General features: G+C 65.9%; 18 protein-coding genes and 7 pseudogenes. 10 read left to right on the top strand and 15 right to left on the bottom strand.

The annotated features are described in order from the left end of the window. The first annotated feature begins 510 nt into the window (after positions 1 to 510). Positions 511 to 1,724 (top strand): IS3 family transposase gene (locus ACFVWD_RS46920; protein ID WP_389604427.1). Its coding sequence is split into 2 segments (ribosomal slippage): positions 511 to 760 and positions 760 to 1,724, totalling 1,215 coding nucleotides; the frame shifts between segments, so codons are not numbered across the junction. A gap of 788 nt (positions 1,725 to 2,512) precedes the next feature. Here the strand turns inward: ACFVWD_RS46920 and ACFVWD_RS46915 are convergent. Further along, on the bottom strand, positions 2,513 to 3,115 hold the full coding sequence (locus tag ACFVWD_RS46915) for a hypothetical protein (protein WP_389604425.1): 603 nt from the start codon (positions 3,113 to 3,115) through the stop codon (positions 2,513 to 2,515). 1,001 nt (positions 3,116 to 4,116) lie between these two features. Further along, positions 4,117 to 4,266 carry a hypothetical protein gene (locus ACFVWD_RS46910; protein ID WP_389604424.1) on the bottom strand — a complete coding sequence of 50 codons (150 nt, stop codon included), beginning with the start codon at positions 4,264 to 4,266 and terminating at the stop codon, positions 4,117 to 4,119. Positions 4,267 to 4,598: 332 nt separating this feature from the next. On the opposite strand from ACFVWD_RS46910, the gene ACFVWD_RS46905 reads away from it, so the two are divergent. Next, positions 4,599 to 6,731, top strand: coding sequence for a SpoIIE family protein phosphatase (locus ACFVWD_RS46905; protein WP_389604422.1), 2,133 nt, complete (start codon positions 4,599 to 4,601; stop codon positions 6,729 to 6,731). 67 nt (positions 6,732 to 6,798) lie between these two features. Here ACFVWD_RS46905 and ACFVWD_RS46900 read toward each other — a convergent pair whose 3' ends face one another. From ACFVWD_RS46900 to ACFVWD_RS46875, 6 genes and pseudogenes are all read right to left on the bottom strand, one after another. After that, positions 6,799 to 6,963 carry a hypothetical protein gene (locus ACFVWD_RS46900; protein ID WP_389604421.1) on the bottom strand — a complete coding sequence of 55 codons (165 nt, stop codon included), beginning with the start codon at positions 6,961 to 6,963 and terminating at the stop codon, positions 6,799 to 6,801. Positions 6,964 to 7,419: 456 nt separating this feature from the next. After that, positions 7,420 to 8,148: a hypothetical protein gene (locus ACFVWD_RS46895; protein ID WP_389604420.1), complete on the bottom strand. Its 729-nt coding sequence runs from the start codon at positions 8,146 to 8,148 to the stop codon at positions 7,420 to 7,422. 187 nt (positions 8,149 to 8,335) lie between these two features. Then, positions 8,336 to 8,515 (bottom strand): annotated as a pseudogene (locus ACFVWD_RS46890) (cytochrome P450); the annotation flags it as partial. Between the two features lie 280 nt (positions 8,516 to 8,795). After that, on the bottom strand, positions 8,796 to 9,920 hold the full coding sequence (locus tag ACFVWD_RS46885; RefSeq protein ID WP_389604418.1) for an FAD-dependent oxidoreductase: 1,125 nt from the start codon (positions 9,918 to 9,920) through the stop codon (positions 8,796 to 8,798). A gap of 611 nt (positions 9,921 to 10,531) precedes the next feature. Then, positions 10,532 to 10,902: pseudogene (locus tag ACFVWD_RS46880) on the bottom strand (ricin-type beta-trefoil lectin domain protein); the annotation flags it as partial. A 27-nt stretch (positions 10,903 to 10,929) separates the two neighbouring features. Beyond that, positions 10,930 to 11,076 (bottom strand): annotated as a pseudogene (locus ACFVWD_RS46875) (carbohydrate-binding domain-containing protein); the annotation flags it as partial. A 679-nt stretch (positions 11,077 to 11,755) separates the two neighbouring features. Between ACFVWD_RS46875 and ACFVWD_RS46870 the strand changes: the two are divergent. Beyond that, positions 11,756 to 11,869: pseudogene (locus ACFVWD_RS46870) on the top strand (IS5/IS1182 family transposase); the annotation flags it as partial. Positions 11,870 to 11,924: 55 nt separating this feature from the next. On the opposite strand, the gene ACFVWD_RS46865 reads toward ACFVWD_RS46870, so the two are convergent. Then, on the bottom strand, positions 11,925 to 12,866 hold the full coding sequence (locus ACFVWD_RS46865) for an EamA family transporter (protein ID WP_389604444.1): 942 nt from the start codon (positions 12,864 to 12,866) through the stop codon (positions 11,925 to 11,927). 224 nt (positions 12,867 to 13,090) lie between these two features. On the opposite strand from ACFVWD_RS46865, the gene ACFVWD_RS46860 reads away from it, so the two are divergent. The 3 genes from ACFVWD_RS46860 to ACFVWD_RS46850 all read left to right on the top strand — a co-directional run bounded on the left by ACFVWD_RS46860 (position 13,091) and on the right by ACFVWD_RS46850 (position 15,405). Further along, a complete protein-coding gene (locus ACFVWD_RS46860; protein WP_389604416.1) occupies positions 13,091 to 14,401 on the top strand; it encodes a PLP-dependent aminotransferase family protein in 1,311 nt (436 codons plus the stop codon). Between the two features lie 19 nt (positions 14,402 to 14,420). Further along, entirely contained in the window at positions 14,421 to 14,723 is a 303-nt protein-coding gene (locus ACFVWD_RS46855; RefSeq protein WP_389604415.1) for a Dabb family protein, read from the top strand. 67 nt (positions 14,724 to 14,790) lie between these two features. After that, positions 14,791 to 15,405 carry a prephenate dehydratase domain-containing protein gene (locus ACFVWD_RS46850; protein ID WP_389604414.1) on the top strand — a complete coding sequence of 205 codons (615 nt, stop codon included), beginning with the start codon at positions 14,791 to 14,793 and terminating at the stop codon, positions 15,403 to 15,405. A 4-nt stretch (positions 15,406 to 15,409) separates the two neighbouring features. On the opposite strand, the gene ACFVWD_RS46845 is transcribed toward ACFVWD_RS46850, so the two are convergent. The 5 genes and pseudogenes from ACFVWD_RS46845 to ACFVWD_RS46825 form a co-directional block, all read right to left on the bottom strand. Then, positions 15,410 to 16,018, bottom strand: a complete 609-nt coding sequence (locus ACFVWD_RS46845; RefSeq protein ID WP_389604413.1) for a transposase — start codon at positions 16,016 to 16,018, stop codon at positions 15,410 to 15,412. Next, positions 15,903 to 16,271, bottom strand: a complete 369-nt coding sequence (locus ACFVWD_RS46840; RefSeq protein WP_389604412.1) for a hypothetical protein — start codon at positions 16,269 to 16,271, stop codon at positions 15,903 to 15,905. Before ACFVWD_RS46840 ends, ACFVWD_RS46845 begins: the two co-directional genes overlap by 116 nt. Then, positions 16,177 to 16,461, bottom strand: coding sequence for a hypothetical protein (locus ACFVWD_RS46835; RefSeq protein ID WP_389604442.1), 285 nt, complete (start codon positions 16,459 to 16,461; stop codon positions 16,177 to 16,179). The genes ACFVWD_RS46840 and ACFVWD_RS46835 overlap by 95 nt, the downstream gene beginning before the upstream one ends. Positions 16,462 to 16,482: 21 nt before the next feature. After that, positions 16,483 to 17,079 (bottom strand): annotated as a pseudogene (locus tag ACFVWD_RS46830) (transposase); the annotation flags it as partial. Between the two features lie 813 nt (positions 17,080 to 17,892). Further along, positions 17,893 to 18,915, bottom strand: a complete 1,023-nt coding sequence (locus ACFVWD_RS46825; RefSeq protein WP_389604411.1) for a helix-turn-helix domain-containing protein — start codon at positions 18,913 to 18,915, stop codon at positions 17,893 to 17,895. Positions 18,916 to 19,037: 122 nt separating this feature from the next. Between ACFVWD_RS46825 and ACFVWD_RS46820 the strand changes: the two are divergent. The 4 genes and pseudogenes from ACFVWD_RS46820 to paaK form a co-directional block, all read left to right on the top strand. Continuing rightward, positions 19,038 to 19,976: pseudogene (locus ACFVWD_RS46820) on the top strand (phenylacetaldoxime dehydratase family protein); the annotation flags it as partial. Next, the gene (locus tag ACFVWD_RS46815) at positions 19,976 to 20,179 is read left to right on the top strand and encodes a phenylacetaldoxime dehydratase family protein (RefSeq protein WP_389604410.1); all 204 of its coding nucleotides are present in this window, start codon (positions 19,976 to 19,978) and stop codon (positions 20,177 to 20,179) included. The pseudogene ACFVWD_RS46820 and the gene ACFVWD_RS46815, both read left to right, overlap by 1 nt. Positions 20,180 to 20,223: 44 nt before the next feature. After that, complete coding sequence (locus tag ACFVWD_RS46810; protein WP_389604408.1) at positions 20,224 to 21,240, top strand: carbon-nitrogen hydrolase family protein; 1,017 nt, start codon at positions 20,224 to 20,226, stop codon at positions 21,238 to 21,240. A 396-nt stretch (positions 21,241 to 21,636) separates the two neighbouring features. After that, positions 21,637 to 22,897: pseudogene (gene paaK / locus ACFVWD_RS46805) on the top strand (phenylacetate--CoA ligase PaaK). 379 nt (positions 22,898 to 23,276) lie between these two features. Here paaK and ACFVWD_RS46800 read toward each other — a convergent pair. Then, on the bottom strand, positions 23,277 to 24,185 hold a 909-nt coding region (locus ACFVWD_RS46800), incomplete at its 5' end, for an ABC transporter permease (protein ID WP_389604407.1).

The following is a 24,185-nucleotide window of genomic DNA, read 5'->3' as shown; positions in this document are numbered from 1 at the left end:
GCAGGATTGTAGAGGCCGACGGCGGCACAACCCCGGACTGCTGCGAAGGCCCCGGGTCAACGCTGGGCTGCGGGGGCTGGGGAAGCTGCCGCAGGATTGTAGAGGCCGACGGCGGCACAACCCCGGACTGCTGCGAAGGCCCCGGGTCAACGCTGGGCTGCGGGGGCTGGGGAAGCCGCCGCAGGCCTGTAGAGGCCGACGGCGGCACAACCCCGGACTGCTGCGAAGGCCCCGGGTCAACGCTGGGCTGCGGGGGCTGGGGGCCTGCAGGCTGTTCAGGCGCGATCAACCCTTCAACGTGCCCCCGGTAGAATGACAGTTCGCTATCGCTACCGCTATCGCTCATAACCCGCTCCATTCAGTCGAGTAGTTACTTTGCCCACCTACTCACGGATACGGACAGGCAAGGACCTGGGTTCACAAGCCGTATCTCAACCGAACGTGTGAGGCTGATCCTTTGGAGTGGACACCCTGACAATGGATCTTGATGGTCCAGGGAGGGATGTCCAGGTGGGACGCACGTCTCCGTATCCGGAGGAGTTCAGGAAGGACGCTGTCGCGCTTTACCGCGCCGCGGGCGGCGAGCGCACATACGCGGCGGTGGCGGCGGATCTCGGCATCACCGCCGAGTCGCTGCGAATGTGGGTCCGCAAGGAAGACGAGTCCCAGGCACTGCCCGAGCGCCGCGAGGCCGGCGGGAGTCCGGCTGAGGAACTGGCCCGGTTGCGGGCGGAGAACGCCCGGCTGCTGAAGGCGGAGAAGGAGTGGCAGCTGGAGCGCGAGATCCTGCGCCGGGCAGCCGCGTGTTTCGCTCGGGAGGTGAAGTGAGCTCCCGCCGCTGGGACTTCATCTCCGAGAATCGCGCCGCTTTTGGCGTGAAGCGGATCTGCCGGGTCCTGGGCGTCTCCCGCTCCGGCTACTACCAGCACCGGGCCACTGCAGACGCCCGCGCCGAACGAGCCGTCGAGGAAGAGCGAACGGTGTCGGAGATCCGACAGATCCATGCCGACCACCAGGGCGCCTATGGCGCGCCGCGCGTCCATGCCGAACTCTGCTCCCGCTGGAGGAAGATCAACCGCAAGCGCGTGAGCAGGCTGATGAGGATCAACCGCATCGTCGGACGGCACCTGCGGCGCAAGAAGCGCACGACCATTCAGGACAAGACGGCCCCGCCGGTGCCGGACCTGGTGATGCGTGACTTCACGGCGGACATGCTCAACACCAAGTGGTGCGGCGACATCACGTACGTCGCCGTCGGCTCGACCTGGCTGTATCTCGCCACGGTCATCGACATCTGCTCGCGGCGCGTGATCGGCTGGTCGATCGCGGACCACATGCGTACCTCGCTGGTCACCGACGCGATCGAGATGGCTGTGGCTGCCCGCGGAGGCCCGGTCCACGGCGTCGTCTTTCACACGGACAGGGGCGCGCAATATGGTTCGGCCGCCTTCGCCGAGGTCTGCCGTCGGCACGGCATCCGCCGCAGCATGGGCCGCGTCGGCTCAAGTTATGACAACGCCCTCGCCGAATCGTTCTTCCAGGGCCTCAAGCGCGAGTTGCCGCACGGAAGGCGCTGGACCTCGAAGGCGCAGACACGGCTGGAGCTGTTCAGGTGGCTGTCGTACTACAACCGGCGCCGCCGCCACTCCGCCCTCGGCTACCTCGCGCCAGCCGAATACGAACAGCAATTGATCACGTCACGTACGCTGTCACTCGTCGCGTGAAACCCGGTGTCCACCCCCGGGGATCAACCTCAAAGCGTTCAATGAACCATTCCCTCGATGGCGCCGTAGCCCATGATGAGAGGTTGGAACGCGGCGATGTGGCCGGGCGGTTGGCTGCTCCGCGCGGTGCTCCGGCCGTCACCGGTCTTCAGCCGATCGTTCCCGCCGGGTTTCTCGAGACCACAATAAAGAAACAAGAGGATTGCGAAATGCCCAGCAATAAAGAAAACAGACGTCCTGCGAATTCTCCAGTACCTCCACAGCATATTCAGGATCAAAATCCAAGGGCACGCATGGGGAGCGATGATGATGCCACGACCGAATCGATAAATGAGCATAACATAAGGGCATTCGTGCAACAACTGGTCGTTTACGCTCGGAACCCCAACGATCCAGCGACACAAGCTGCGATGATTGAGGAAAACCTCGCTAGCGAAAGCACTGCAGAGCTGCGACGTCAGGTCGAACAGCGCAGAGCAGAAACAGGGACTCCGCTTAGTCCGATTCAGACCCTCTACCCGCACACCTCGAACGCAGCGAGGGACAGGGAAACGGCCATGGTTTTGACCAGTCAGCAGTTCGACAGGCATGAGGCGTATCGACGGACTTCGGCGGCAGCACAGGCGCACCCGGTCGCTCAGCCGTCGCCGGGGCAGACCTCGCCTCAGCCCCAGCCCGTCCAGCAGCCCCACCCGGTTCAGCAGGCCCAGCAGCCGGCGAGGGGCACCCGATAGCGATAGGCCGGTGGGTAACCGGCTCACAGGCTCTCGCTGTTGCCCCCGGTGAGATCAGAAGCTGTTGTCCTTCCGGATCTTGCTGTCCTGGCAGGTCGGGATGTTGTTGGTCACGCCGCCCTCGGTCATGTGCAGCGCCGACCAGCCCCGAGGGTCGGAAAGCGTGGTGTTCTGGACGACCTGGCCCTTGCTCCTGCCTCCCATCTCCAGGAGCGCTTCCCCGTTCGGCAGGTGGCCGAGCTCAGAGCGGCGCCCGTCGACGCGGATGTTCTGCACCGTGGCGTTCGACTGATCGCCGCCGCGTATCGCTGTGGCAAGGTCCCCGGTGACGCGCAGCAGTGCCTGCGCACTGCCCGTCGGCAGACCCTGCGTCTGGACAGTCTGGCCGGGAGCCGTGAAGACGATCGAGTGGGAAAGGTCGAAGACAGATCCCGCGCACAGCTCTGCCACCGCTGCGGGGCCGACCAGCGCCGCCTGGATGGACGCGTCCGTACCGGAGGGAATGCAGACCCCATCCGCGGCGTCGGCATGCGGCGCCAGGAGACCATTCGCCAGCAGGACGGTCGCAGCCAGCCCAGCCGTCCCGGCGACCGCGCCCGCCCCTTCGCCAAGGAGTCCGCGGAACCTCCCCCCGACTCCGGCGACTCGCACTCGCACTCGAACGTCATCGCGTGAATGGCGGGACAGTAGTCGTAGCTTCATCTGCTTCCTTCGACACGAGCTGGATTCACTCCGCGCGAAAAGATGCAGCACGTCAGAATTCCCTTGCCGACGCTCCGCCGACTTCCCGCGGCCGCATCCTAGAGCCGTAGATCAAATCAAGGCGCACCCGCGCACGCGCCACCGTGCTCGAGGGAAGGATTCCAGGTCCTGCTGGGCACAGTCCGGCCCGACCGGGCCACCTGCCGCGCCAGGACTCCTATGTTCGTGGCGACGTAACGGCTCAGTCCCCTGGACCACAGTGGGCGCCATACGCACCCCGGCGAACCGAAACCATGCCACCACGCCGGCATGGGGGATACAGGCGCGCTGCTCCCGGCACGAGGCCAGCCCGCCGGCGTGACCATCACCGGTCAGGGACGACAGGCCTCGCGGCGCTGCGGCGCGGCCGCCCTTCCATGCCGGCCCGGTGCCGGGGAGTGGGGTGTGGGTTCGTGCTGCGGCCGACTCAAGAGTGGAGCGGACGCGCATGGTACGCACAATGGCGCTTGCGGTCCGGCGGGCAACCCGCCCCGGACTCGTCCGGCACCGCCGAAGAGCCGCGAGAGCCGTCGGCCGCGCGAACAGCCGGGCCAGAAGAAAGCGAAGTGCTCTGGGAGCGGCCGCCGCCTTGGCAGTCGGTCCACGCGGCTGCGAACGCGCCACCCCGGTGGAACCAGCCCCGGACACCGCGGATAACCCCTCCGCCGGGCAGCGTGACGCGGACGGGGAGTCTGGCGCCATCCCGCCGCAGCGGCCTGCCGGCGAGCGCCCGGGAGGCGGACCGTGACGGCTGACCCGGCTGCCCTTCCGCCCGGAGCGCCGCGACAGGAGTCACAGCCAAACCGGGTACCTCCGCAACCCCGTCGTCCGCCGCGGTCTGCCGCATGGTGCGTCGAGGTGGCCGCGCAGGGCGCTCGGCGTGGCGCAGGGAGGCGTTCGCCGAGGTCGGGCGGGTGTCAGGCGCACCCGGCCGGGGTCGCCCGTGCCGCGTCGTCGATCAGCGCCTGCTGGGCCGCCCTGAGCCGCTTGACATCGGGCTTGACGACCCCCTGGGCCCAGCCGAAGCCCCTGGAAGGGTGCCCCACCAGACCCGGAACTTCAGCCACTGGTGGCAGCAGCGTCCCGAGGACCTCAGAGACTTCACCAAGGCGCTCCCGCGCAGATCCGAGGCTCTGTCCTTCAGCGTGACGCCGCCAAACGACGGATCCAGCCCGCTCCAACGACTCTCCTGGACCTGGCGGCAAAACTAGGCGCTGGCCGCCTGCACACTGGGCAACAGTCACTCTTTGTGCCATTACAGGACGGCAAGGTCACCAGGGGCTTGGCGAGGTGGCCGTCTCTACCGGCCGAGAGGCTTCTCTACCGGACGAGACCTCCCGTGTTCGTGCTTCAATGATGCCGAGGAAGAATCCCATTAAAAGGGATTGGATAGCTAGAAATGTGGCGCATAGATCCAAGCAGCCGACGAGGTGATCCTCTCGACGTGGCGTACAGCGCTACGGCGATCATTGACGATCACGGCATCATACAGGGCTGGAGCGAGGGCGCTGAGCTGCTCCTCGGATACCGCCACGATGAGGTCTTGGGGCGGCCGGCAGCAGGCTTGCTTGCTGAAGAGATGACTGAAGAAACTCATCGGTCCCTGACCGGCCGGGAGTGGTGGAGCGGGAAGGTCGCACTGCGGCACAGGGAAGGCCGCTATCTCAAGGTGGCCCTCCTCGCACACCATCAGACACCTCACAGCGAGTCTGGTGGATGGACCCTGGAAACTGCGGTGACCGGTCTGTCGGATCTGCCTGGCAAGACGTATGGCCAGGCAGGCGATGTATCCGTTGTTGCGCATGACGCGACCGAACAACACTGGTCCAGGGAACACCTGCTGATGCTTAACGAGGCCAGTGCTCGGATCGGCAGCACGCTGGACGTTGCACAAACGGTGCAGGAGCTGCTGGATGTGACCGTTCCTCAGTTCGCGGACTTTGCCTGCATCGACTTGCTCGCCTTTATCAGTCAGGCAGATGAACCGCCTCCTGGCCCGGTATGCGGCCCGGTTATCCTGCACCGCACAGCTCAACGGTCCGTTCTTGAGGGTGTGCCCGAGGCCGTGGTCGATGTGGGCTCGACGGCAGCCTGTCCCGCATTCTCGCCGCCGACTGACTGTTTGGCTGCCGATCAAGCCGCCAGGTACGAGATGACTGATTCTGTCATCAACCGGTGGTCAACCGACGATCCTTCTAAAGCGGCTAGCATCCGAGCGACCGGACTGCGCTCGGTGATTGTCGCGCCGGTACGTGCACGAAGCGTCACCCTGGGTGCAGTTTGCTTTGCTCGTCACGAGCGCTCCGAGCCCTTCACAGAGGACGACGTGCTCTTGGCCGAGGAGATCACAGCCAAGGCCGCCATCTGCATCGATAATGCCCGTCTCTATACCCGCGAACAAACCACTGCCGTAAAGCTCCAGCACAGCCTGCTCCCGGAGAAGCTGCCCGATCAGGCCGCAGTCGAGGTTGCTTCCCGATACCTGCCCACAGAAGTCCAAGCAGGCGTGAGCGGTGACTGGTTCGACGTGATCCCGATCTCGGGCGGCCGCGTCGCTCTGGTTGTCGGCGACGTTGTCGGGCACGGCGTCCGGGCATCCGCCACCATGTGCCGAATGCGCACTGCAGTGCGAACCCTGGCTGACATCGATCTTGCACCAGACGAACTGCTGACGCACCTCGACGACCTGGTCATGCTTCTATCAGCGGAACTTCTGTCCACGAAAGCCGAAACCGCTGGCGGCCTTGGAACCACCTGTCTGTATGTCGTCTACGACCCAGTAACGCGCGGGTGCACGCTCGCTCGCGCTGGGCACCCACCGCCCGTTGTTGTCGCCCCAAACGGCACCGCGGACTTCCTCGACTTGCCGAGTGGCCCGCCGCTTGGATTGGGAGGCTTGCCATTCGAGTCTGTAGACATCGAGCTGCCCGAAGGCAGTCTTCTCGCTCTCTATACGGACGGTCTCATTGAAAAACGTGGCGGAGACATCGAGAAGGGACTCGGCACGCTGCGTGAGAAACTCGGCCAACCTGCACCGTCGCTGGAATCCCTATGCGACAGTGTGCTCGGGGCTCTGATCCCTCCCGAACCAGTGGACGATATCGCCCTTCTCATCGTCCGTACTCGCGCTTTGGGCGCTGACCAGGTCGCCACCTGGGACGTCAAATCCGATCCAGCCGTCGTTGCAAAGGTCCGCGCGAACGTGACCGCTCAACTGGCCGCTTGGGGACTTGACGAATTGCTGTTTACCACCGAATTGATAGTGAGCGAATTGGTCACCAACGCCATTCGCTACGGTCAGCCCCCCATCCGACTGCGGCTGATCCACGACAGGATGCTCATTTGCGAAGTCTCCGACTCCAACCCTACTGCCCCCTACATGCGACGGGCCCGCATCTTCGACGAGGGCGGGCGGGGTCTGCTGCTGGTAGCGCAACTCACCCAACGCTGGGGAACGCGCCATACTCGCACAGGTAAGACCATATGGGCTGAGCAGTTCATTTCAGCGGCTTCGGAAGGGATCTCGCCGTAGGCCCTTTACAGGTCATCTCATTTGGCTCGTTCGACAACCTGCCGGCGTGGGGATCGTTGAGCGTCCGTTAGATCCTTTCGTCCAGGACGCCCATGGCCATGCCCGCGTTGAGGATGACCAACTCGGTCAGACCGCGGGTGTTCATCAGGAAGCCCACCGTGCGCGCGTCCGCCCAGGACATCCCGCCGAGGCGCGCCGCGCCGCCGGCACCCAGGATTGCGACCTGTGCCACTGCCTGGGCCCGGCCGCGCCTCGGGCGGGAACAACCGGTCGGGCAGGTGCCCGGGAAGCAGCCCGAGCAGGCTCGGCCCGAGCGCGATTCCGGCGGCGATCTCGGCGATCACGCGCGGCTGGCGGAGCCGGCCCAGCAGAGGTGTCAACTGCACGCCGGCCACCAGGACAAGGGCGATGTCCGCCATGGCGACGTCGAGCAACTCGGTGGGATTCCGGGTCATCTGAGATCTCATGTCCGTGATGTCGGAAGGGGCGGGGAATCAGGTCGTGATGACGGGTGCGGGGACTCGGTGCGGTTCCGCGCACGATCCTCCTGCTCGGGCGGGAGGGGAGCGGGGGGCCCGCGCGGCGGTCCGCGGCTGCCGGGGTTGTGCCGCGGAGGCTGGTCAGGGACGCGTGACAGAGGCACCGCCGTTCACAGGTCTGGGGCGAGCGGCATCGGGGCCGGGTTTGCTCACGTGTCGGCCGCGGTCACCATTCCCGCCCGGATCATCCGTCGGAGCAGGTGCCGCTGGATGAACGACAACCGGTGGTCCAGCTGTTGCATCGTCAGACCCTGTCCCAGCAGGCCCATGAGTTCGTACGCGCCCTCCCGGGCGAGCCCGCGGATCTCGTCGCCGGGTTCCGCACCCTTGGAGAACCGGAACGCGGGCACGGGGCCGGCCACTGGGGAGGCCACCGCGTTGGCGTGTTCGATCGGGTCGGACCAGTAGGTCGCGATCGCGTCGCGCGTCTTCTCGTCGATGTCCTCGTCGAAGGGCGCCGCCGGGAGGAACCCCTTGAACCCTGGGACGTCCAGACCTACGCTCTCGCGCACCACAACGCCGGCCGCCAGGACCGGCACGGCCTCGGATTCCAGGTCCGTCGTTCCGGCCCGCTCGGCCGCCCGGCTCAGCGGCCCCTCTCCGCTGATCGGCGGCGACGCCATGCCCTCCACCGGCTTCTCGTCCACAATCGCCTGCAGGACGTGCGCGGTGACCGCGGTGTTGATCAGGACGTCGAAGGTGCGCTCTTGGATGTCCAGGTCCGGGTTGGTGCCCCGGTGGCGCCAGTAGACACTGTCCTGATTGCCTTTGCCGAGGGCGTGGTACCACTGGTCGATCGAGAGCGCGAACGTCTCGGCCATGCTGTGCCAGCCGTCGTCGTAGTCACGCCACAGGTCCCGCGTCGCCTGCTCGTCCAACCTGCCGGACAGCGTTTCCGCAGCTGAGTTCGACTGACTTCCGTCCGATACGGGGGTCCTTGGACCAGGTCTGGGTGTCCCTGAGGAGATCGAGGGCCGCCCGGCAATCGGTCACGAGGTGGGCGGTGACCCCAGGGGCGATCTCAACAGATGCGATCGGCCCGTACTGGCGCAGCCGCGCGTAGACAGCGTCAGGGTCGGCCGGGAAGCGAAGCGGGTCGTTGAGGATACGGCGGGCCTGTATGTAGCCGATGACAAGGGTGGCGGGGATACCGAGAGCCGGTTCCACGGGGACGAGCGGCCCGAATTCGGCGCGCATCCGGCGGTGGGCGACATGGGGGTCGGCCGCGAACTCGGGCGCGTACATGGGGATGGGGCGGGCATTTTCGGCGTCGGACTGGGGGCGGTCCGGCTTGTCACGGCGTGGGGCTCCAGGGTACGGAAATGGTGGGAGGCGCCAGGTACTCAACAAGCTCGATCAGCGCCAAGAGCAGGTGGGACGGGCGACATGTGGGCGCGAGCGCGCCCGGCTCGAACACTGCCCGCCGTGTGTCACTGAAGATGTTGCCGGCCGAGGAGCAGGCATCTCTGAGACCGCCGCCTCCCGACCGGCATCCCGTAGTGTGCGGGCGGCGGGACGGTCCGCGTCAGGGCAGGTCGCGCAGCGGGGCGTAGCCGCGCTCGTACAAGGCGTTGGCGCCGTAGCGGAACGCCATGTTACGCAGGGCGGTGGGCATGGACCTGGTCCGGTCGCGCCGGTGGGTCTGCCGCTGCACCCACCGGGTGCGGGGCAGCCTGCGCTGGACGAACTGCTGGAGGAGGTCTTCGGTGTCGCCGCCTTCGGCCAGCGTCTCGGCCAGGACCTGAGCGTCCTCGACGGCCATGGCGACGCCCTGGGCCATGTTGGGCGAACTGGCGTGGGCCGCGTCCCCGACGAGCACGACGCGTCCGCGCGCCCACGTCTGGCAATTGACCTCCGCTACCGGTGAGAAGTACGCGTTGAGAGCGGCGGGGGTGGCCAGCAGGTCCCGTACACGCTGGTCATAGCCGGCAAAGTGCCGGAGCAGGCCAGAACCATTGGTCGGGTCCTCGGAGGAGGGCGCCGCCACGTCGGCGTAGCAGCACACCCGGCCCCCGCCGACCGGGTAGGTCAGGAAGGCCGTCCCCGGGCCGAGCCACACGGTCCACCGGTCGATGCCGGGGGCGTCGGTGAGGAAACGCCAGCAGACCTGCCCGAGGTAGCGGGTCCCGGCCGCCGGATCGACCGACTCCCGCAGGCCCGACCGTATGCCGTCCGCTCCTACGACCACGTCGTACCGGCCGGTCCCGCCGTCGCTGAACGTCACATGCACACCGTCGTCGTGCATACCATCGTCGGCGTGTCTGAGCGAGACCACGGTGACCCCGTGGCGGACGGGCACCGGCACGATCTCCCGCAGGGCGGCATGGAGGTCGCCTCGGGTGATGCCGACGCAGCCGGCTGTTCCCCTCCACAGTTCGGCCATGTCAATATTGGCCAGCACCCTGCCCCGCTGGTCCATCAGCCGCTGGCCGGGCACGGGCGCTCCCCATTCGCTGAGGTGCTTGCCCACCCCCAAATCGGTCAGGGCGCGGACGCTGTTCCCGGGAAGGAAGAGCCCAGCCCCACCGGTACGGCTCTCAGTGGAGCGCTCAATGACATCGACGGACATGCCCTCGCGATCAAGCGCGATGGCGGTCGCAAGGCCGGCGATGCCGGCTCCGACCACAAGGACGTCAAGCTGAATCGGCATGCAGATCTCCCGTATGGCTTCAGGGGTACGTTCTGCACTACGACCTGCTCAGCGGCAGGGTTCACGGCCGTGAGCCGGGGAGGTGCGGTTCCCTTCGGCCGGGCTGCCGCGGAGCCCTGGTCATCGGCCGACGGCGGCTGCCAAGGCACCGGCGTCCTCATCCCCGCACCGCCAGGAACCTACGCAGCTGATGAGAGGGGATGGTGTAGTTCATGATCTTTCGCTTTTCCGTGGTTGTGGCGGGCGGGTCCGAACCCGACGGCATCTCACCAACATCGTCTCCTCTACCAGCGGTTGCGGCCGGCCCGTATGGTCGTCGCCGGCGAGCCCGGTGCCGGCAAGACCCTGCTCGCCGTTGAACTCACCCTCGGCCTGCTCGCCTACTCCACATTGACCGCCCGCTGGCCGACTGGCTTGCCGGCAAGTCCACGAGCAGTCCCGTGACTGCGGCCTCAGCTTTGCGGACGCCACGCGGTTGGTTCGGGAGCGCCGCATCCTGCCGCTCCTGGACGAGATGGACGCCGCCGCCACTCGGACTACCTCGGCGCCGCACCAGCCGTGCCCTGCACCCGGTCATCGCCTGCCAGGACCCAACCGGGAGGGGCCATATGTCAACTGAGCGGGATCCAACTCTGGTTGGCGCTGCCCGCACAGTCCCAGATCTGCAGGCGGGTCCGGTCGGCCGAGCTCGGCCCGGTGGCATCGAGGCACCGCCCGGACTGCGGGTTGACCAGGCTGCCCGAGGCCCCCGGCCGCATTGCTGGGCGCCGGTGTCGTTGCAGGTGTAGAGCTGTACCTTGGTGCCGTTGGCCGTGCCGCCACCAGTGACGTCCATGCACTTGCCCAGCGCCTTCAGGCTGCCGTCCGCTGCCTTGGTCCACGTCTGCGCGGCGGTTCCGTTGCACGTATAGAGCTGGATGGCGGATCCGTTGGCTGTGTTCGCTCCCGCGACGTCGACGCACTTGCCGCCGCAGCCGGTGATCGAGGCCGTCTTGGCCTGCCACCAGTTGATGTTCTGGCCTCCCGTCACCTGCTGCTGTTGCACCGTGTGGTAGGTGCCAGGGGAGAACTGGAATGTACCCGCGTCGATGGTCTGCCAGGTCTGCCAGCCCCCTGTTCGGCACGTCCACGACGGGCCCGGCGGCGCCGTCGACAATGAAGCGAATCTGGGCGCCGTTGTTCGGCGTGGCGACGCGGACCTTCAGGGTCCATTTCCGCTGGTCACGGTGCGTGCCCGTTTCGAGCGTCGTTACCTGACGGGTTGTCAGGTAACGGTGAGCGGGCGAGCATGGCCAGGGTGATGTGGCGGTACCAGCCGATGTGGCACCGGACCTGTCTTCGGGGCGGATCAGACTACGGCGGGTCAGGACCCAGCGGTGGCGCGTGGATGGGGCACCATGGGCATCCTCGATCACAGGCAGTCGCGCCGCGCCCACTCGTAGATCCGTGGACCTTTCGTTCCAACGCGTTCGAAGCGGATGACCCTCGTTCGGCGCCAGAAGGAGTCATCGCCGCCGACCACCTCGGGCCGGTGGTGGCCCAGCACCACAGCTTGTGGCGGTGGGGTGGCTTTCGTAAGGGCGTGCCATGACGAATCCGGTAGCGGCGGCCCGGGAAACCGCTTCTTACGGGCGGAGGCGGACCGGGTTGCTGACCCGACCGATACCGGGGATCGTCGATGCCAGGCGGGCACGATGCCGGAGGCAATGGGCAGCGAAGTGTCCGCGCTTTTGGACGCAAGCCAGTCCCAGACGAAGGGAGCGGGCACGTCCTGCCGTCGGTGCGGACCTCGCAGGGCCGCGGTCGTCGATGATTGAGTAGGCGCCGGGATTGCCTTCACCCGCATGAAGACCGGGAAGATCCTCCGCGACTGCCGGCAGCGCGGCGACGGCCTCCACCACGCCGTCCAGGCCGTCGCCGGCAGGCACAACCTCGCCCTCGCCACATGACAGATGCGTCAACTGCCCGCTTCAGGCTTCCTGATCAGGCCTTCTGCAACACGCTTCAGCGGCCGAGGTCAACATTGTGCGGCGCCTTCGAAGCTGACCTCTCCCTGTGGGATGGCGCGCTCGGGGCCGGGCGAAGCCGCGCACTGTTCCGGCGTGATCCCCACCCGGTGCACACGACAGCCAGCGCGACCAAGGCACAGCTCATAAGGGATTGCCGGGTCAGCCGCTCGCCCAGCAGGAGCGCTCCGCTGAGTACGGCGACGACAGGGCTGACGAAGGCGTAGCTGGTGGCGAGCGAGGGCGGCGCGTTCCGGCTCAGGTGGCGGTAGGCGGTCATGACGACGACCGACCCGAAGACGACCAGGTAGCCGAGGGCCAGGGCCGCGTCCCAGTGTGGTGCCCTGAGGGCGGTGAGATCGCCATGGAGCACTGACGCGACCAGAAGGAGGACTCCGCCTGTGATCATCTGGAGGGAGGCGTCCGAGTCCGACGGATAACGCCGGTCCAGGAACGAACCGTAACTCCAGGAGACCGCGGCAACCATCAGGACAAGAAGAGCGGCCGAGGAGCCGGTGCGGTGGGAGCCGAGGAAGAGCACGAAAACACCCAACACTCCCCCAGCGACTCCGGCCCACTCCAGCGGATGCGGGCGTCCACCCGACGAGGTATGTAGCAACGAACTCCACAAGGGGACGGTGGAGATCACGAGGGCGGCGGTCGAGGAATCCACGTACTGCTCGGCCGCCGCCACGCCGCCCATGCTGAGGACGAAGAGCAGGGTTCCCACCACCGCCGAGTGCCGCAGTTGACGGCCGGTCGGCCGGCAGCGCCCCTTCACCGCACACAGCAGCATTCCCGCCAGCAGGAACCGCACAGCGGAAAGGGTGAGAGGGGAGAATCCTGTTAGAGCAATCTTTATTGCCAGGTATGTCGTACCCCATATGAACCATGTCACTACCAGCGCTAAAGCGACATATACGACGGGCGGGCTCTTCATGACCATGCAGCCAGCATATGGGCTGCCCTGCTGGCCGCGGGATGCAGAAGGCCTGGAAAGTTCCTAATACGTATTGCGACTCGAGTAAGTTCAAAAACCTCAAGCAAAAAATCTGGAAATTATATTTTGACTATTCAATTGCCCACCCGCGATCAAGGTGTCGCAGACTAGGAAAGTGGCACGATCGCGCCCCAAGGCGCCAACATTCACGCCAATGGGAAGAAATGTCCGATATATCAATTCTCGAACTGCACGAGTCGCTGCGCGACCCAGTAATGCTATCGATGAATCTCCTGAATGAGATCGCAAGCGAACATCCAGACGCTATATCATTCGCGGCAGGAAGACCTTTAGAAGATATTTTCCGGACCGAATTTCTGCACGAATATCTCGACACGTTTACCACACATCTGACGGAAAATCGTGCCCATTCAACGGAGGAGATCCGCCGCACTCTCTACCAGTACGGCCGCACCAAGGGCATCGTCCACGACCTCGTCGCAGAATATCTCCGGATCGACGAGGGGATCGAAATAGATCCGGAAGCGATCGTGATGACCGTAGGCTGCCAAGAGGCCATGTTTCTGGTATTACGGGCGCTCCGGGTGGACGAGCGGGATGTCGTACTCGCCGTCGCGCCCACGTACTTCGGGCTCAACGGCGCCGCGCGGCTGCTCGATATGCCCGTGGTGAACGTAGACAGCGGCCATCTGGGCATCGATCTGGACCACCTGAAGCAACAGATACGCCGGACTCGGGATGTCGGCCTGCGTCCTCGCGCCCTCTATCTTCTGCCTGACTTCTCCAATCCCACCGGACTCAGCCTGAGCCTCGGCACCAGGAACCGGCTGCTGGAAATAGCCCGGCGTGAGGGTATCTTCTTGCTGGAGGATAATCCCTACGGCCTCTTCCGCGCCGATGGTGGCGCACGTGTACCGTCTCTGAAGGCTCTCGACACCGACCGGACCGTCATTCATCTCGGATCGTTCTCCAAGACCGGCCTCCCCGGGGCGCGCGTCGGCTTCGTCGTCGCTGACCAGCGTGTAGCCGTCGACGGCCACAGAGTGAGCCTCCTCTCCGACCAGCTCTCCCTGCTCAAGAGCAACGTCACGCTGAATACGTCCCCCATCGCGCAGGCGCTCATCGGTGGAAAGCTGCTGCAGAACGGATGCAGCATGCTGCGCGCTAATCAGCGCGAAATCCAGATCTACGGGGACAACCTGCGGCGTGTTCTCCGAAACCTCGAACAGCGCTTCCCTGCCGACTCGGGTGTCTCGTGGAACTCCCCGGCCGGTGGGTTCTTCGTCATAGTGACCGTGCCGTTCACCGTAAATGACAAGTCCCTCGAGCGCTCGGCGCGGGAACACGGAGTGATCTGGACACCGATGCATCACTTCTATGAAGGCTTGAGCAGCTCACAGCAAATCCGCCTTTCTTTCAGCCTGCTGACCTCGGAACGCATCGACGAGGGAATGGAGCGGCTGGCCTCCTTTGTGTCCTGCGAGAATCGGTCTCACATTGAGCCGCCCGCATGAAGCCCGAAAGGTAATCCGCATGATCCGGCACATCGTGCTGTTTAAATTCAATCCCGGCATAGGATGGGACCATCCTGAAGCAATTGCCGCGGAGCGCTCTTCTCAGCAAGTCGGCGATCGGGTACCCCAACTGCTCCAGTGGCGAACGGGCAGAAACATATCTGAGCGGTCCATCGCCTACGATTTTGTAGCCATCGGTCTTCTCCAAAACGAAGAAGCGCTGATGGATTATTTGAACCATCCTTTTCATCGAAAGTCGAGTGAGTTATGGAAGAAAATCAGCTCGTGGGTCATCGCAGACCTAACAGAGACAGGACCGTAGAAACACGTCTCCAGTAGCCACCTCATCCCTGTCGATACTTCACCTTCCCCAAAACTTAGGAACTCGAATGTCCACGTTAAGTCCTGATTTAGGATGGGTATCCATCGACCTCCCCGGAGGCACGAGCCAGACAGCGCTAGGCACCCTCGGCCCCGCCGGCACCAGCAGTGAGAAGGCGGCTGAACGGCTACGGTCCCGTGTCGCGCAGGACGCGAAAATCCACCTCTACGACACTTATGAGGGCGCGCATACCGCGCTACGCGACGGTGAGGTGACGCACGTGGTAGTGGCCAATGCCTTCACCGATATCCATGAGTTCTACATGGACGGCGCACTTGCCCTCTCCGATGTCTTCGTGATGGACACACCGCTCTATGGGATCGTCAAACGCCCGACCGATGTCACGCTGCCCGAGGCGCCCAAACTCATCAGCCATCCGTCACCCGTCCCGTTGATTTCGGAGCTCCTTCCCAGCGGCCTAAAACTCGGCGGGGTCAGCACCGCCGACTCCACCAGCAGTGCGGCCCGAGCCGTTGCCGAAGGAAAATTCGACCTCGCCATGACCACGGAGCCGGCCGCAGAACTGTACGGCCTGGAGTTCGTCTCACGCCGGCGTCCGATTCGCATGGTGTGGTCGGTATTCACGACGCAGCAAACGGTCGCGTCCCCTGTGATGGTGTAGGCGATCAATCGTCCGTAGCGTTGGGTGTGTTGGGGAGTGCATGGGGGGTGTGGTCGGTGTGTTCGGCGGCGTAGATGGCCGTCATGCTGCCTTGGGACAGGTAGCGGCGGGGGAAGGCGATCCATTCGTCGTGCATCCCGCTGAGCACGGCGGTGACCAGCCGTTCGAGGGCGGCTGGGTTGGGGAAGACCTGCACGACGTCGGTGCGGCGCTTGATCTCGCGGTTGATCCGCTCCAGGGGATTTGAGGACTGGACCTTCTTCCAGTGGGAGATGGGGAAGGCGGCGAAGGCGGTCAGTTCCTCCTTGGCGTCCAGGAGCATCTGCCTGACCTTGGGGAACTGCTGCCCGAGCATGTCAGCCACCGCATCGAGCTGGTGATGGACGGCTTCGGCGGTGGGCTGGATGAAGATGGTGCGGATGGTCGCCGCGACCATTTCCCCGGATCCCTTGGGGATCACGGAGAACACATTCCTCAGGAAGTGAAGCCGTAAGGATTCAACGTGGTGTTTCGCTGTCTTCTGTGATGGATGCGAGTACGTCGGCGGCCGTTGCGAAGCGTCGTTCGGCGAGCGTCGGGACGTATGTGTCCTGTTCGAGGAGGGGACGGACATCCTCGATGGCGTTGCGTATGGTGCCGCGGCTGACGCCGAACAAGGTGGCCAGGGCTTGCTGATCGCACAGATCTCGCTGGGAAAGGACCGTCGCCAGGATCCGGTCGGCGTCGGTGATCTTTTGACGGAAGACGCCACCACGGGTTCCCGGGCGCCGATCACCGCCGCGCTGGCGATGCCGGCGTTGTTCGAGCGCGGCCTGATAGGGCACGGTGATCCGGTCGATCAGCGCCTGGAAGTCCGAGCGCGACATGCCGGTGAGGGTGGGGTGAGACAGGGTCTGGGAGAGGTCCATCCGGCTGGTGGTCGCGCCGTTCTGCGCCCAGTAGAGAGCGCAGGTGCTCGCGGCTGACGGAGATTCCCACCGGGTAGGTCCCGGTGTCCAGCTCGGCGTGAACGTGCAGGCCGGTGCGGGTGCGGGTCGCGGCGATGCTGTTGACCACGACTTCGTGGCTGGTCAGGACGCCCAGCGCCTCACGGCCGCCGTCCTCGCTGATGCCGGTGGCGATGACCACGGCCTGGGAGACGATCCGGTGGTTCACGCGCACCTTGCAGTGGGTCGCGTCCAGGTAGAGGTAGGGGAAACGGCTGTGATCCAGGGGCCGGTCGCGGAAGATGGTGAGCTGTTCGTCCAGGTCACCGCAGATCCGTGAGACCTCGCTCTTGGAGATGCCGCTGTCCGCGCCGAGCGCCTTGAGCAGGTCGTCGACCGAGCGCGTGGACACCCCGTGCACGTACGCCTCCATGATGACCGCATACAGAGCCTGGTCGATGCGGCGCCGCCGTTCCAAGAGACTGGGGAAGAAGCTGCCGCTGCGCAGCTTCGGTATCGCCAGGTCCAGGTCGCCGGCCTGGGAGGCCAGGGTCTTCTCCCGGTGACCGTTGCGGAAGGCGGTGCGAGCTTCGGTGTGCTCGTTCCACTGGGCGCTGATCCGGCCGCTGAGCTCGGCCTCGATCAGCTCCTGCAGCATGCGCTCGGCGACGTTGCGGACGAGCTCGATCCCGTCCGCCGTGCGTAGTGACTCCAGCAGGCGTTGTAGGTCAGACTGGGACAAGGCCACCGGGCATTTCCAGGGTTGAACTGGCCGTTCACCAGGGAGATTTGCACGGTGGCCTGCCTTATGCGCAGGGAGCGGAGACCGTCACCGGATGCACGCCCCGGGTACCCCCCGCGCAGACCCGTACGGTGATCGCCTACACCATCACGCGGGACGCCATCCAGCAAGAAACGGGCTGATGAACCCCAGTTCCTGCATCCTGCAAACCGCAGCACTGCGCGCCGGCGAACTGTCGCCGGGGTAACACGGAATCGTCGCCGCGCCCCGTCCTGCCCCAGTGAGCCGGGGCAGGACCTCACCGTGAGGAGCAAGGCCCAAGGCGTGCTGCAGAAGGCCGTGATCAGGGCATTTTCCTTGTATGGGTGGGGTGCTGAGGGCGAGCGGGTGTGGGTGGAGACGTTCACGGGCCTGCGGGCGGATCGGTTCGGCGGTTGCTGAAGGCGGTCGGGGGCCGTGGTGGTGAGGGGTGTGGATGGGGCGGCCGTGGCGGTTGCCGTTGGCCGGATTTGGACGGAATCTGCAACCCGGATGAGCACAACGAACGCCTGCTGCTGGGGCTGAAGGCCACGATCACGGCAGACAGGCCGACGGTGCCCCGTGGGGATGCGGCGGTCTGGCTGTCCTGCTGATCCGACGAGGGGCCACGCATCGTCGGCCAGAACGCCGCTGAGCAGGACCAGCCACTGCTTCCGTGCAACTGCCGGGCCGTCCCACTCGCGGTCTGCCGATCCTCAAGGAGGCCAGCCGGGCGCCGTGGGTCTCACCCGAGTTGCCCGGCACGATGCTTGATCCTCGCCGTCGCTGCGACTTCCCAGCTCAGGGGGAGGACTTCATGGGGGTCGTGGACGGGTCCAGGACCAACCGCCGTGATGCTTGTGCCTGGGACCTGTCCGTCAGGGCCTGCCATTCGCGCGGAGACATCCCGTAGGCCACGCGGAACGCCCGGCTGAAGTGGGCGGCGCTGAAGAAACCCCATCGGTGTGCGACGGCGGCGACGGCCGGTCTCGTCCGGCGCGGGCGGGCAAGTTCCCGGCGGCACTCTTCAAGACGCCGGCGCCGGATCCATCCCCCCACCGTCTCGTCCTGTCTCTGGAAGAGGCGTTGCAGATGGCGTGTGGAGATGTGGTGGGCCGCGGCGATCGTTTCCACCGACAGCGACGGCTCCGCCAAGTGGCTGTCGATGTAGGCACGGATCCGCAGCAAAAGCGTCTGCTGGGCGGCGTCGGCTTCCGTGGCGGCGTCATGGCCGAGCCGTTCGGCGATGACAGTGGTGAGCAGGTCCGTCACATTACGGGCGAGCATCTCGCCGACCTCGGGGCGGTACGACCCGGCCCCAGGGGAAAGCCTGGACAGCAGCGGCACCACCAGCGCGGCCAGGCTCTGATCGGGCCCGATGGTCACGCCCGTGATGCGCCGCAGATCGCATTCGGGCAGCCTCATCGCCCGCCGGGGCATCTGGAAGACGATCATCTCGAAGCGTTCCGGGAAGTGCAGCGTATACGGGAGGGTCGTGTCGTACAGGGCGAACTCACCCGGCCGCAGCCGCGCGACCCGCCCGTCCTGGACGACGACCCCCGTGCCACGGCTCTGCAGGCCCACCAGCATGTACTCGTCGGGGGACCCGGCGATCAGACGTCTGCTGCGCCGCACCTGCTCCGGTTCGGCGTCGACCGTAGAGATCTGCAGATGCCCGAGTTGCTCCGTGGTGACTGTTCCGAAGAAGGGCTCGCCTTGAGGGGCCGCGACATCCAGGGGTACGAAGGTGCGCCAGACGACATCGTGCCAGTAGGCGAGCCTGTCGCCGGGCGGTACGGAATCCGTGGAGAGGACAATGGCCACAAAGCCTCCTCCGGGCAGTGCTGCGGTGCACTATAACCAGGCAGCAGCCAACGGTCTGTAACGGATTCGCATCTGATGCCCCAATGCGCTGATCGATCGATGACCGGCGTGGCCAGAAAGTCATGTCGTTTCTGGTCAAGTCCCGGGGCGCCGACAGTCAAATCCGGCCAGGTGTCCGGCTTAGCCTCCATCCACACCTGATGCCACTGCTCGCCGGAGGCGACATGTCCACAACCGGGCGCTTGGGGCGCATCCCGCGCTTCCTCGCGTACAGCTCGCACTTCCCGGAGGGCACGCAGGCGTTCGTGTTCGCTCAGTTCGCCTGTCAGGCTGGCTCAGCCGATCAGGCCGCGAACGGCGCCGCAGCGCTCACGGAACTGTTCACGGCGGAGTACAAGCCGGACGTGCTGGACCGTGGACGATTCACCGACAGCGCCGGTGCTCACCATGTCGTCTGGCTGGCCTACTGGTTCGAACCGGACGCGTACGACCAGTGGCAGCGGTCCCATCGCGTCCGCTCCACCTGGGAGCAGCTGCCCTCCGATGGCCCGGTCGGCCACTGGCGCGAGGTGTGCGTCGTCCCGGTCGAGCGCAACGAGACCCTGCACACCCACCGGTGTGCCGACTACACGACCGGCGGCCTGTCCCAGCACGAGGCGGTGGAACTGCTCGAGACACAGGTCCACGACTACTGGGGCGCCGCTCGCGATCGCATCGCCGACTCGGCCGTCGACCCGTTCGAGCCCGCGCTTGCTGTCTTCAAGCCGCAGACCGCCCTCGAGTGCGGCACGCCGGGACGGCGGATCACGGTCGAGGTGCCCGGGAACGTCGCGCTGATCCGTACGGCGCAGGACTGGTCCGCCAGCACCCGCTATCGCGACAAGTACCTGGCCGATGTCAAACCGGTCAAGTATCGCGGTGTCGACTTCCTCGCCACCCACCACCCGGACTCCGGCTGCATCGCCGCCCGCAACCTCGACGAGGAGGCGGCCGACGGCTCGTCGCTTGAGCGCGCCTGCACCATCGCCTGGTTCGCCTCGCTCGAGCACCTCATGACCTGGTGCCGCTCACACCGCACTCACCTGGAGATCTACGCCAGCTTCTTCCAGATGGTCGGAGGCGGAGAGGGGCCCTCGACGTCGCCTTCGGGCACGAGGTGTCGGTCCTGCCCAGGGGTGCGGTCACCACCGAATACGTCAACTGCCACCGGGTGACCGGCTTCCTGCCGCTGACCGCCGACCATCACAGCACTATCACTGCCTGACCAGGACTGGCGCTTTCCCGACACAGAACGAGGAGACGAAGAACATGGTGGAGTACACGGGCACTTTCAAGGCTGCCGTGGTCCAGGCCGAGCCGGTCTGGCTGGATGCCGATGCCACGATCGACAAGAGCATCGCCCTGATCGAGGAGGCCTCCCGGGCAGGAGCGCAGCTGATCGCTTTCGGGGAGACCTTCATCCCCGGCTACCCCTGGTGGCTGTGGCTGGACTCGCCCGCCGCGGGCTTTGAGTTCTTCGGCCGCTACCACGAGAACTCGATCACCCTGGACGGACCACGTTTCCAGCGCCTGCTCGACACGGCGCGCACGAACAGCATCAACGTGATGGCCGGGTACAGCGAGCGCAGCGGCGGCAGCCTCTACATGGGCCAGTCGCTGATCTCCGCCGACGGTGAACTGGTCTACTCCCGGCGCAAGCTCAAGCCCACCCATGTGGAGCGCACCGTCTTCGGCGAGGGCGACGGCTCCGACCTGGCCGTCCACGACACCCCGTTGGGCCGGGTCGGCGGCCTGTGCTGCTGGGAACACCTGCAGCCGCTGTCCAAATACGCCATGTTCAGCCAGCACGAGCAGATCCACGTGGCCGCCTGGCCCAGCTTCTCTGTCTACAAGGGCGCGGCCTACGCACTTGGCCCAGAGGTCAATACGGCCGCCTCCCAGATATACGCCGTCGAAGGGGGGGTCTTCGTCCTGGCCCCCGGCTCGCTCATCGGGGACGCCGCCTTCGATCTGTTCTGCGACACCCCGGTCAAGCAGCAGCTGCTGCAACGCGGCGGCGGCTTCGCCCAGATCTACGGCCCCGACGGCAGTCCCCTGGCCGAGCCGCTGGCCGAGGACGCCGAAGGCATCCTGTACGCCGACATCGACCTGTCGGCCATCGCCATCGCCAAGGCGGCCGCGGACCCCGTCGGGCACTACTCCCGGCCCGACGCCACCCGCCTGCTGCTCAACCAGGCCCAGCGACGCCCCGTCGAGCGCACCGCCCCTCGTGTGGAGGCCTTCGAGGAGCCGGCTCTGTCGGAACCGGAGACAGCCCAGGCCTGACACGGGCCACCGTCAACCGCTCGCTCCGGGAAACGGTGCGGGGTCCTGCCCCGCACCGCTCGGGCACCGACCGATAGGGCATTCGCCACACCGCAACGGGCAGTTTCTCCTCGCCGACACCGCCTGCGCCTGCGACGGCCGCGGACTCATGGCCGGAGCTGACATCGACTTCCTGGTGGCCACGCCCTGCAAGCGCACCCGGTTCGGTCGTGGCGGCACATACGACGTGAGCGTCCTGCCCAGCGACGAGGTGATCGCGGAGTTCCGCAGTCACAACCGCAGTAGGAAAACGGAATCCAAGGAGTCGCATTGCCCATCGAACGGAAGATCCCGGAGGCCGCCGCGGCCCGTCGTGGGGAAACTCTGCCCACCGAGCTGCTGGACGAGGCCGAGCGGATGTCGAGCGGGGAGCTCAGAGCTCTCCAACTCCACCGTCTTCGAGCGACGCTGCGGCACGCGTACGACAACGTGGAGCTGTACCGCAAGAAGTTCGACGAGGCGGGGGTCTCGCCCGGGGACTGCCGGCTCGCTTGAGGACCTGGCTCGGTTCCCCTTCACCACCAAGGCCGATCTGCGCGACACCTATCCCTTCGGCATGTTCGCCGTGCCCATGGCCGACGTGCGCCGCATCCATGCCTCCAGCGGCACCACCGGCCGCCCCACCGTGGTCGGCTACAACGAAAACGACCTGTCGATGTGGGCTGACGTTGTCGCCCGCTGCATTCGCGCGGCCGGCGGCCGCCCCGGACACAAGGTGCACATCTCCTACGGCTACGGCCTGTTCACCGGTGGTCTCGGCGCTCACTACGGCGCCGAGCGGGCGGGATGCACCGTGATCCCCGCGTCGGGCGGCATGACGGCACGCCAGGTGCAGGTCATCCAGGACTTCCAGCCTGAGATCATCATGGTCACGCCTTCTTACATGCTCACCCTGCTCGACGAGTTCGAGCGCCAGGGCGTCGACCCGCGCTCCACGTCGCTGAAGGTCGGCATGTTCGGCGCGGAGCCCTGGACCGAGGAGATGCGCCGCGAGATCGAGGAGCGCACGGACATCCACGCCGTCGACATCTACGGCCTGTCCGAGGTGATCGGCCCGGGTGTCGCCCAGGAGTGCGTGGAGACCAAGGACGGCCTGCATGTGTGGGAGGACCATTTCTATCCCGAGGTCGTCGACCCAGTCACGGACGACGTCCTGCCCGGCGGCGAGGTCGGCGAGCTCGTCTTCACGTCCCTCACCAAGGAAGCTCTGCCGATCATCCGCTACCGCACGCGCGATCTGACCCGGCTGCTGCCCGGCACGGCCCGGCCGGCCTTCCGCCGCATCGAGAAGATCACTGGCCGCTTCGACGACATGATCATCCTCCGGGGGGTGAACGTCTTCCCCAGCCAGATCGAGGAGATAGTGCTGCGCACGCGAGGCATCGCGCCTCACTTCCAGATCCAGCTGCCCCGGCGTGAGCGTAGGGACCACATGGCCGTCCTTGTCGAGGCACACCCTGGAGCGAGTCCCGACCAGCGCGAGGCCGCCACCCGGACGATTGCAACCGGCGTCAAGGACGGCGTCGGGGTGACCGTCGACGTCGCGATCGTCGAGCCGGACACCCTGGAGCGCTCGCTGGGCAAGCTCCGCCGCGTCAAAGATTTGCGTCACGCGTGATCTGCTCGCTTGCCACATTGGATCGGTGAACAAAACGTCCGTACGGCCTCCTGCCGATTGCCGGGGGCGCCCCCTACGGGCGTATCTCCCTGCTGGAAGTGGCGGTCGCGGTCCTCGACGAGCGCGGCTGCGCCCGCACCGGCATGGAAGAGCTGACCAGGCGCCGGGGCCTGAGCAACGGTCGATCGAGTCGAAGCATGCCTCGATATCCCCCTCCACCATCCACTCATAGGAGTTCTTGGCGAAGTGGTGTGCCTCAGCGAGCGCGTCATGGGCCCGGCGCTTCGGACGGAACCCGTAGGAACACGGAAGGAAGTCCGCCTCGAAGATCGGCTCCAACACCAGCTTCCGGGACTCGGGAATGCGGTCGTTCACGTTGTCAGCCACGGCCGTACGTCTCCTCAGCCTTCCAGAAGTAGATGAAGCCGCCGACCCCGGCGAGCAAGGCCCAGCCGACCGCCGCCGCCCACACGTGCGGGGGCAGCTGACTGGCGTGGAAGCTGTCGATCAGCGCGTACCGCATGAGGTCGATGTAGACGGCGGCCGGATTGGTCTCCAGGGCGACCCTCAGCAGGTGCGGCAGGTCCTCCTTCTTCGTCAGCTGGTCGATGCTCCACATGACGCCGGAGACATACATCCAGGTCCGCAGGATGAACGGCATCAGCTGGGCGATGTCCGGGGTCTTCGCGCCCATCCGGGCCACGATCATCGAGACACCCGTGTTGAACGCGGACTGCAGGATTAGCACCGGGAACATCAACAGCCAGGCGAGGTTCGGCATCTGGCCGAAACACAGAAGGATCACCACAAGGGCGGCCATCGAGAACAGCAGCTGCTGGAGCTGCTGCAGCGCGAACGAGACCGGCAGCGCGGCCCGCGGGAAGTGCAGGGCCCGCACCAGGCCGAGGTTGCCCGATATCGCCCGGGTGCCCGACATGATCGAGTTCTGCGTAAACGTCCAGATGAACACACCCGTCACGAGGAACGGGATGAAGTCCTTCACGTGGTTCTTGGTGTTCAGCAGAATGCCGAAGATGAAGTAGTACACCGTGGCGTTCAGCAGCGGCGTGGCGACCTGCCACAACTGGCCGAGCTTCGCCTGGCTGTACTGCGCGGTGAGCTTGGCGGTCGCGAACGCGCTGATGAAGTGGCGCCGCGCCCACAGCTGGCGCACGTACTCGCGCAGGGAGGGGCGGGCGCCGCTGACCGAGAGGCCGTACCGGGCGGCGAGCGCCGCGAGGTCTTCGTCGGCCGTGGCCGGCGTCGGGGGCGGTGTGTCGAGCACCCG

It is taken from the genome of Streptomyces sp. NPDC058086 (genome assembly GCF_042885015.1).
Taxonomy (GTDB): domain Bacteria; phylum Actinomycetota; class Actinomycetes; order Streptomycetales; family Streptomycetaceae; genus Streptomyces.
Note: the sequence above shows the minus strand (reverse complement) of the source record. Positions and strands in the feature narration are given on the sequence as shown.

What these genes read in the sequence shown, in the direction of transcription:
- ACFVWD_RS46905 (WP_389604422.1), top strand. Translation starts at nt 4,599, where the DNA reads ATGTGGCGCATAGATCCAAGCAGCCGACGAGGTGATCCTCTCGACGTG.
- ACFVWD_RS46885 (WP_389604418.1), bottom strand. Translation starts at nt 9,920, where the DNA reads ATGCCGATTCAGCTTGACGTCCTTGTGGTCGGAGCCGGCATCGCCGGC.
- ACFVWD_RS46865 (WP_389604444.1), bottom strand. Translation starts at nt 12,866, where the DNA reads ATGAAGAGCCCGCCCGTCGTATATGTCGCTTTAGCGCTGGTAGTGACA.
- ACFVWD_RS46860 (WP_389604416.1), top strand. Translation starts at nt 13,091, where the DNA reads ATGTCCGATATATCAATTCTCGAACTGCACGAGTCGCTGCGCGACCCA.
- ACFVWD_RS46855 (WP_389604415.1), top strand. Translation starts at nt 14,421, where the DNA reads ATGATCCGGCACATCGTGCTGTTTAAATTCAATCCCGGCATAGGATGG.
- ACFVWD_RS46850 (WP_389604414.1), top strand. Translation starts at nt 14,791, where the DNA reads ATGTCCACGTTAAGTCCTGATTTAGGATGGGTATCCATCGACCTCCCC.
- ACFVWD_RS46845 (WP_389604413.1), bottom strand. Translation starts at nt 16,018, where the DNA reads ATGTCCGTCCCCTCCTCGAACAGGACACATACGTCCCGACGCTCGCCG.
- ACFVWD_RS46840 (WP_389604412.1), bottom strand. Translation starts at nt 16,271, where the DNA reads ATGTCGCGCTCGGACTTCCAGGCGCTGATCGACCGGATCACCGTGCCC.
- ACFVWD_RS46810 (WP_389604408.1), top strand. Translation starts at nt 20,224, where the DNA reads ATGGTGGAGTACACGGGCACTTTCAAGGCTGCCGTGGTCCAGGCCGAG.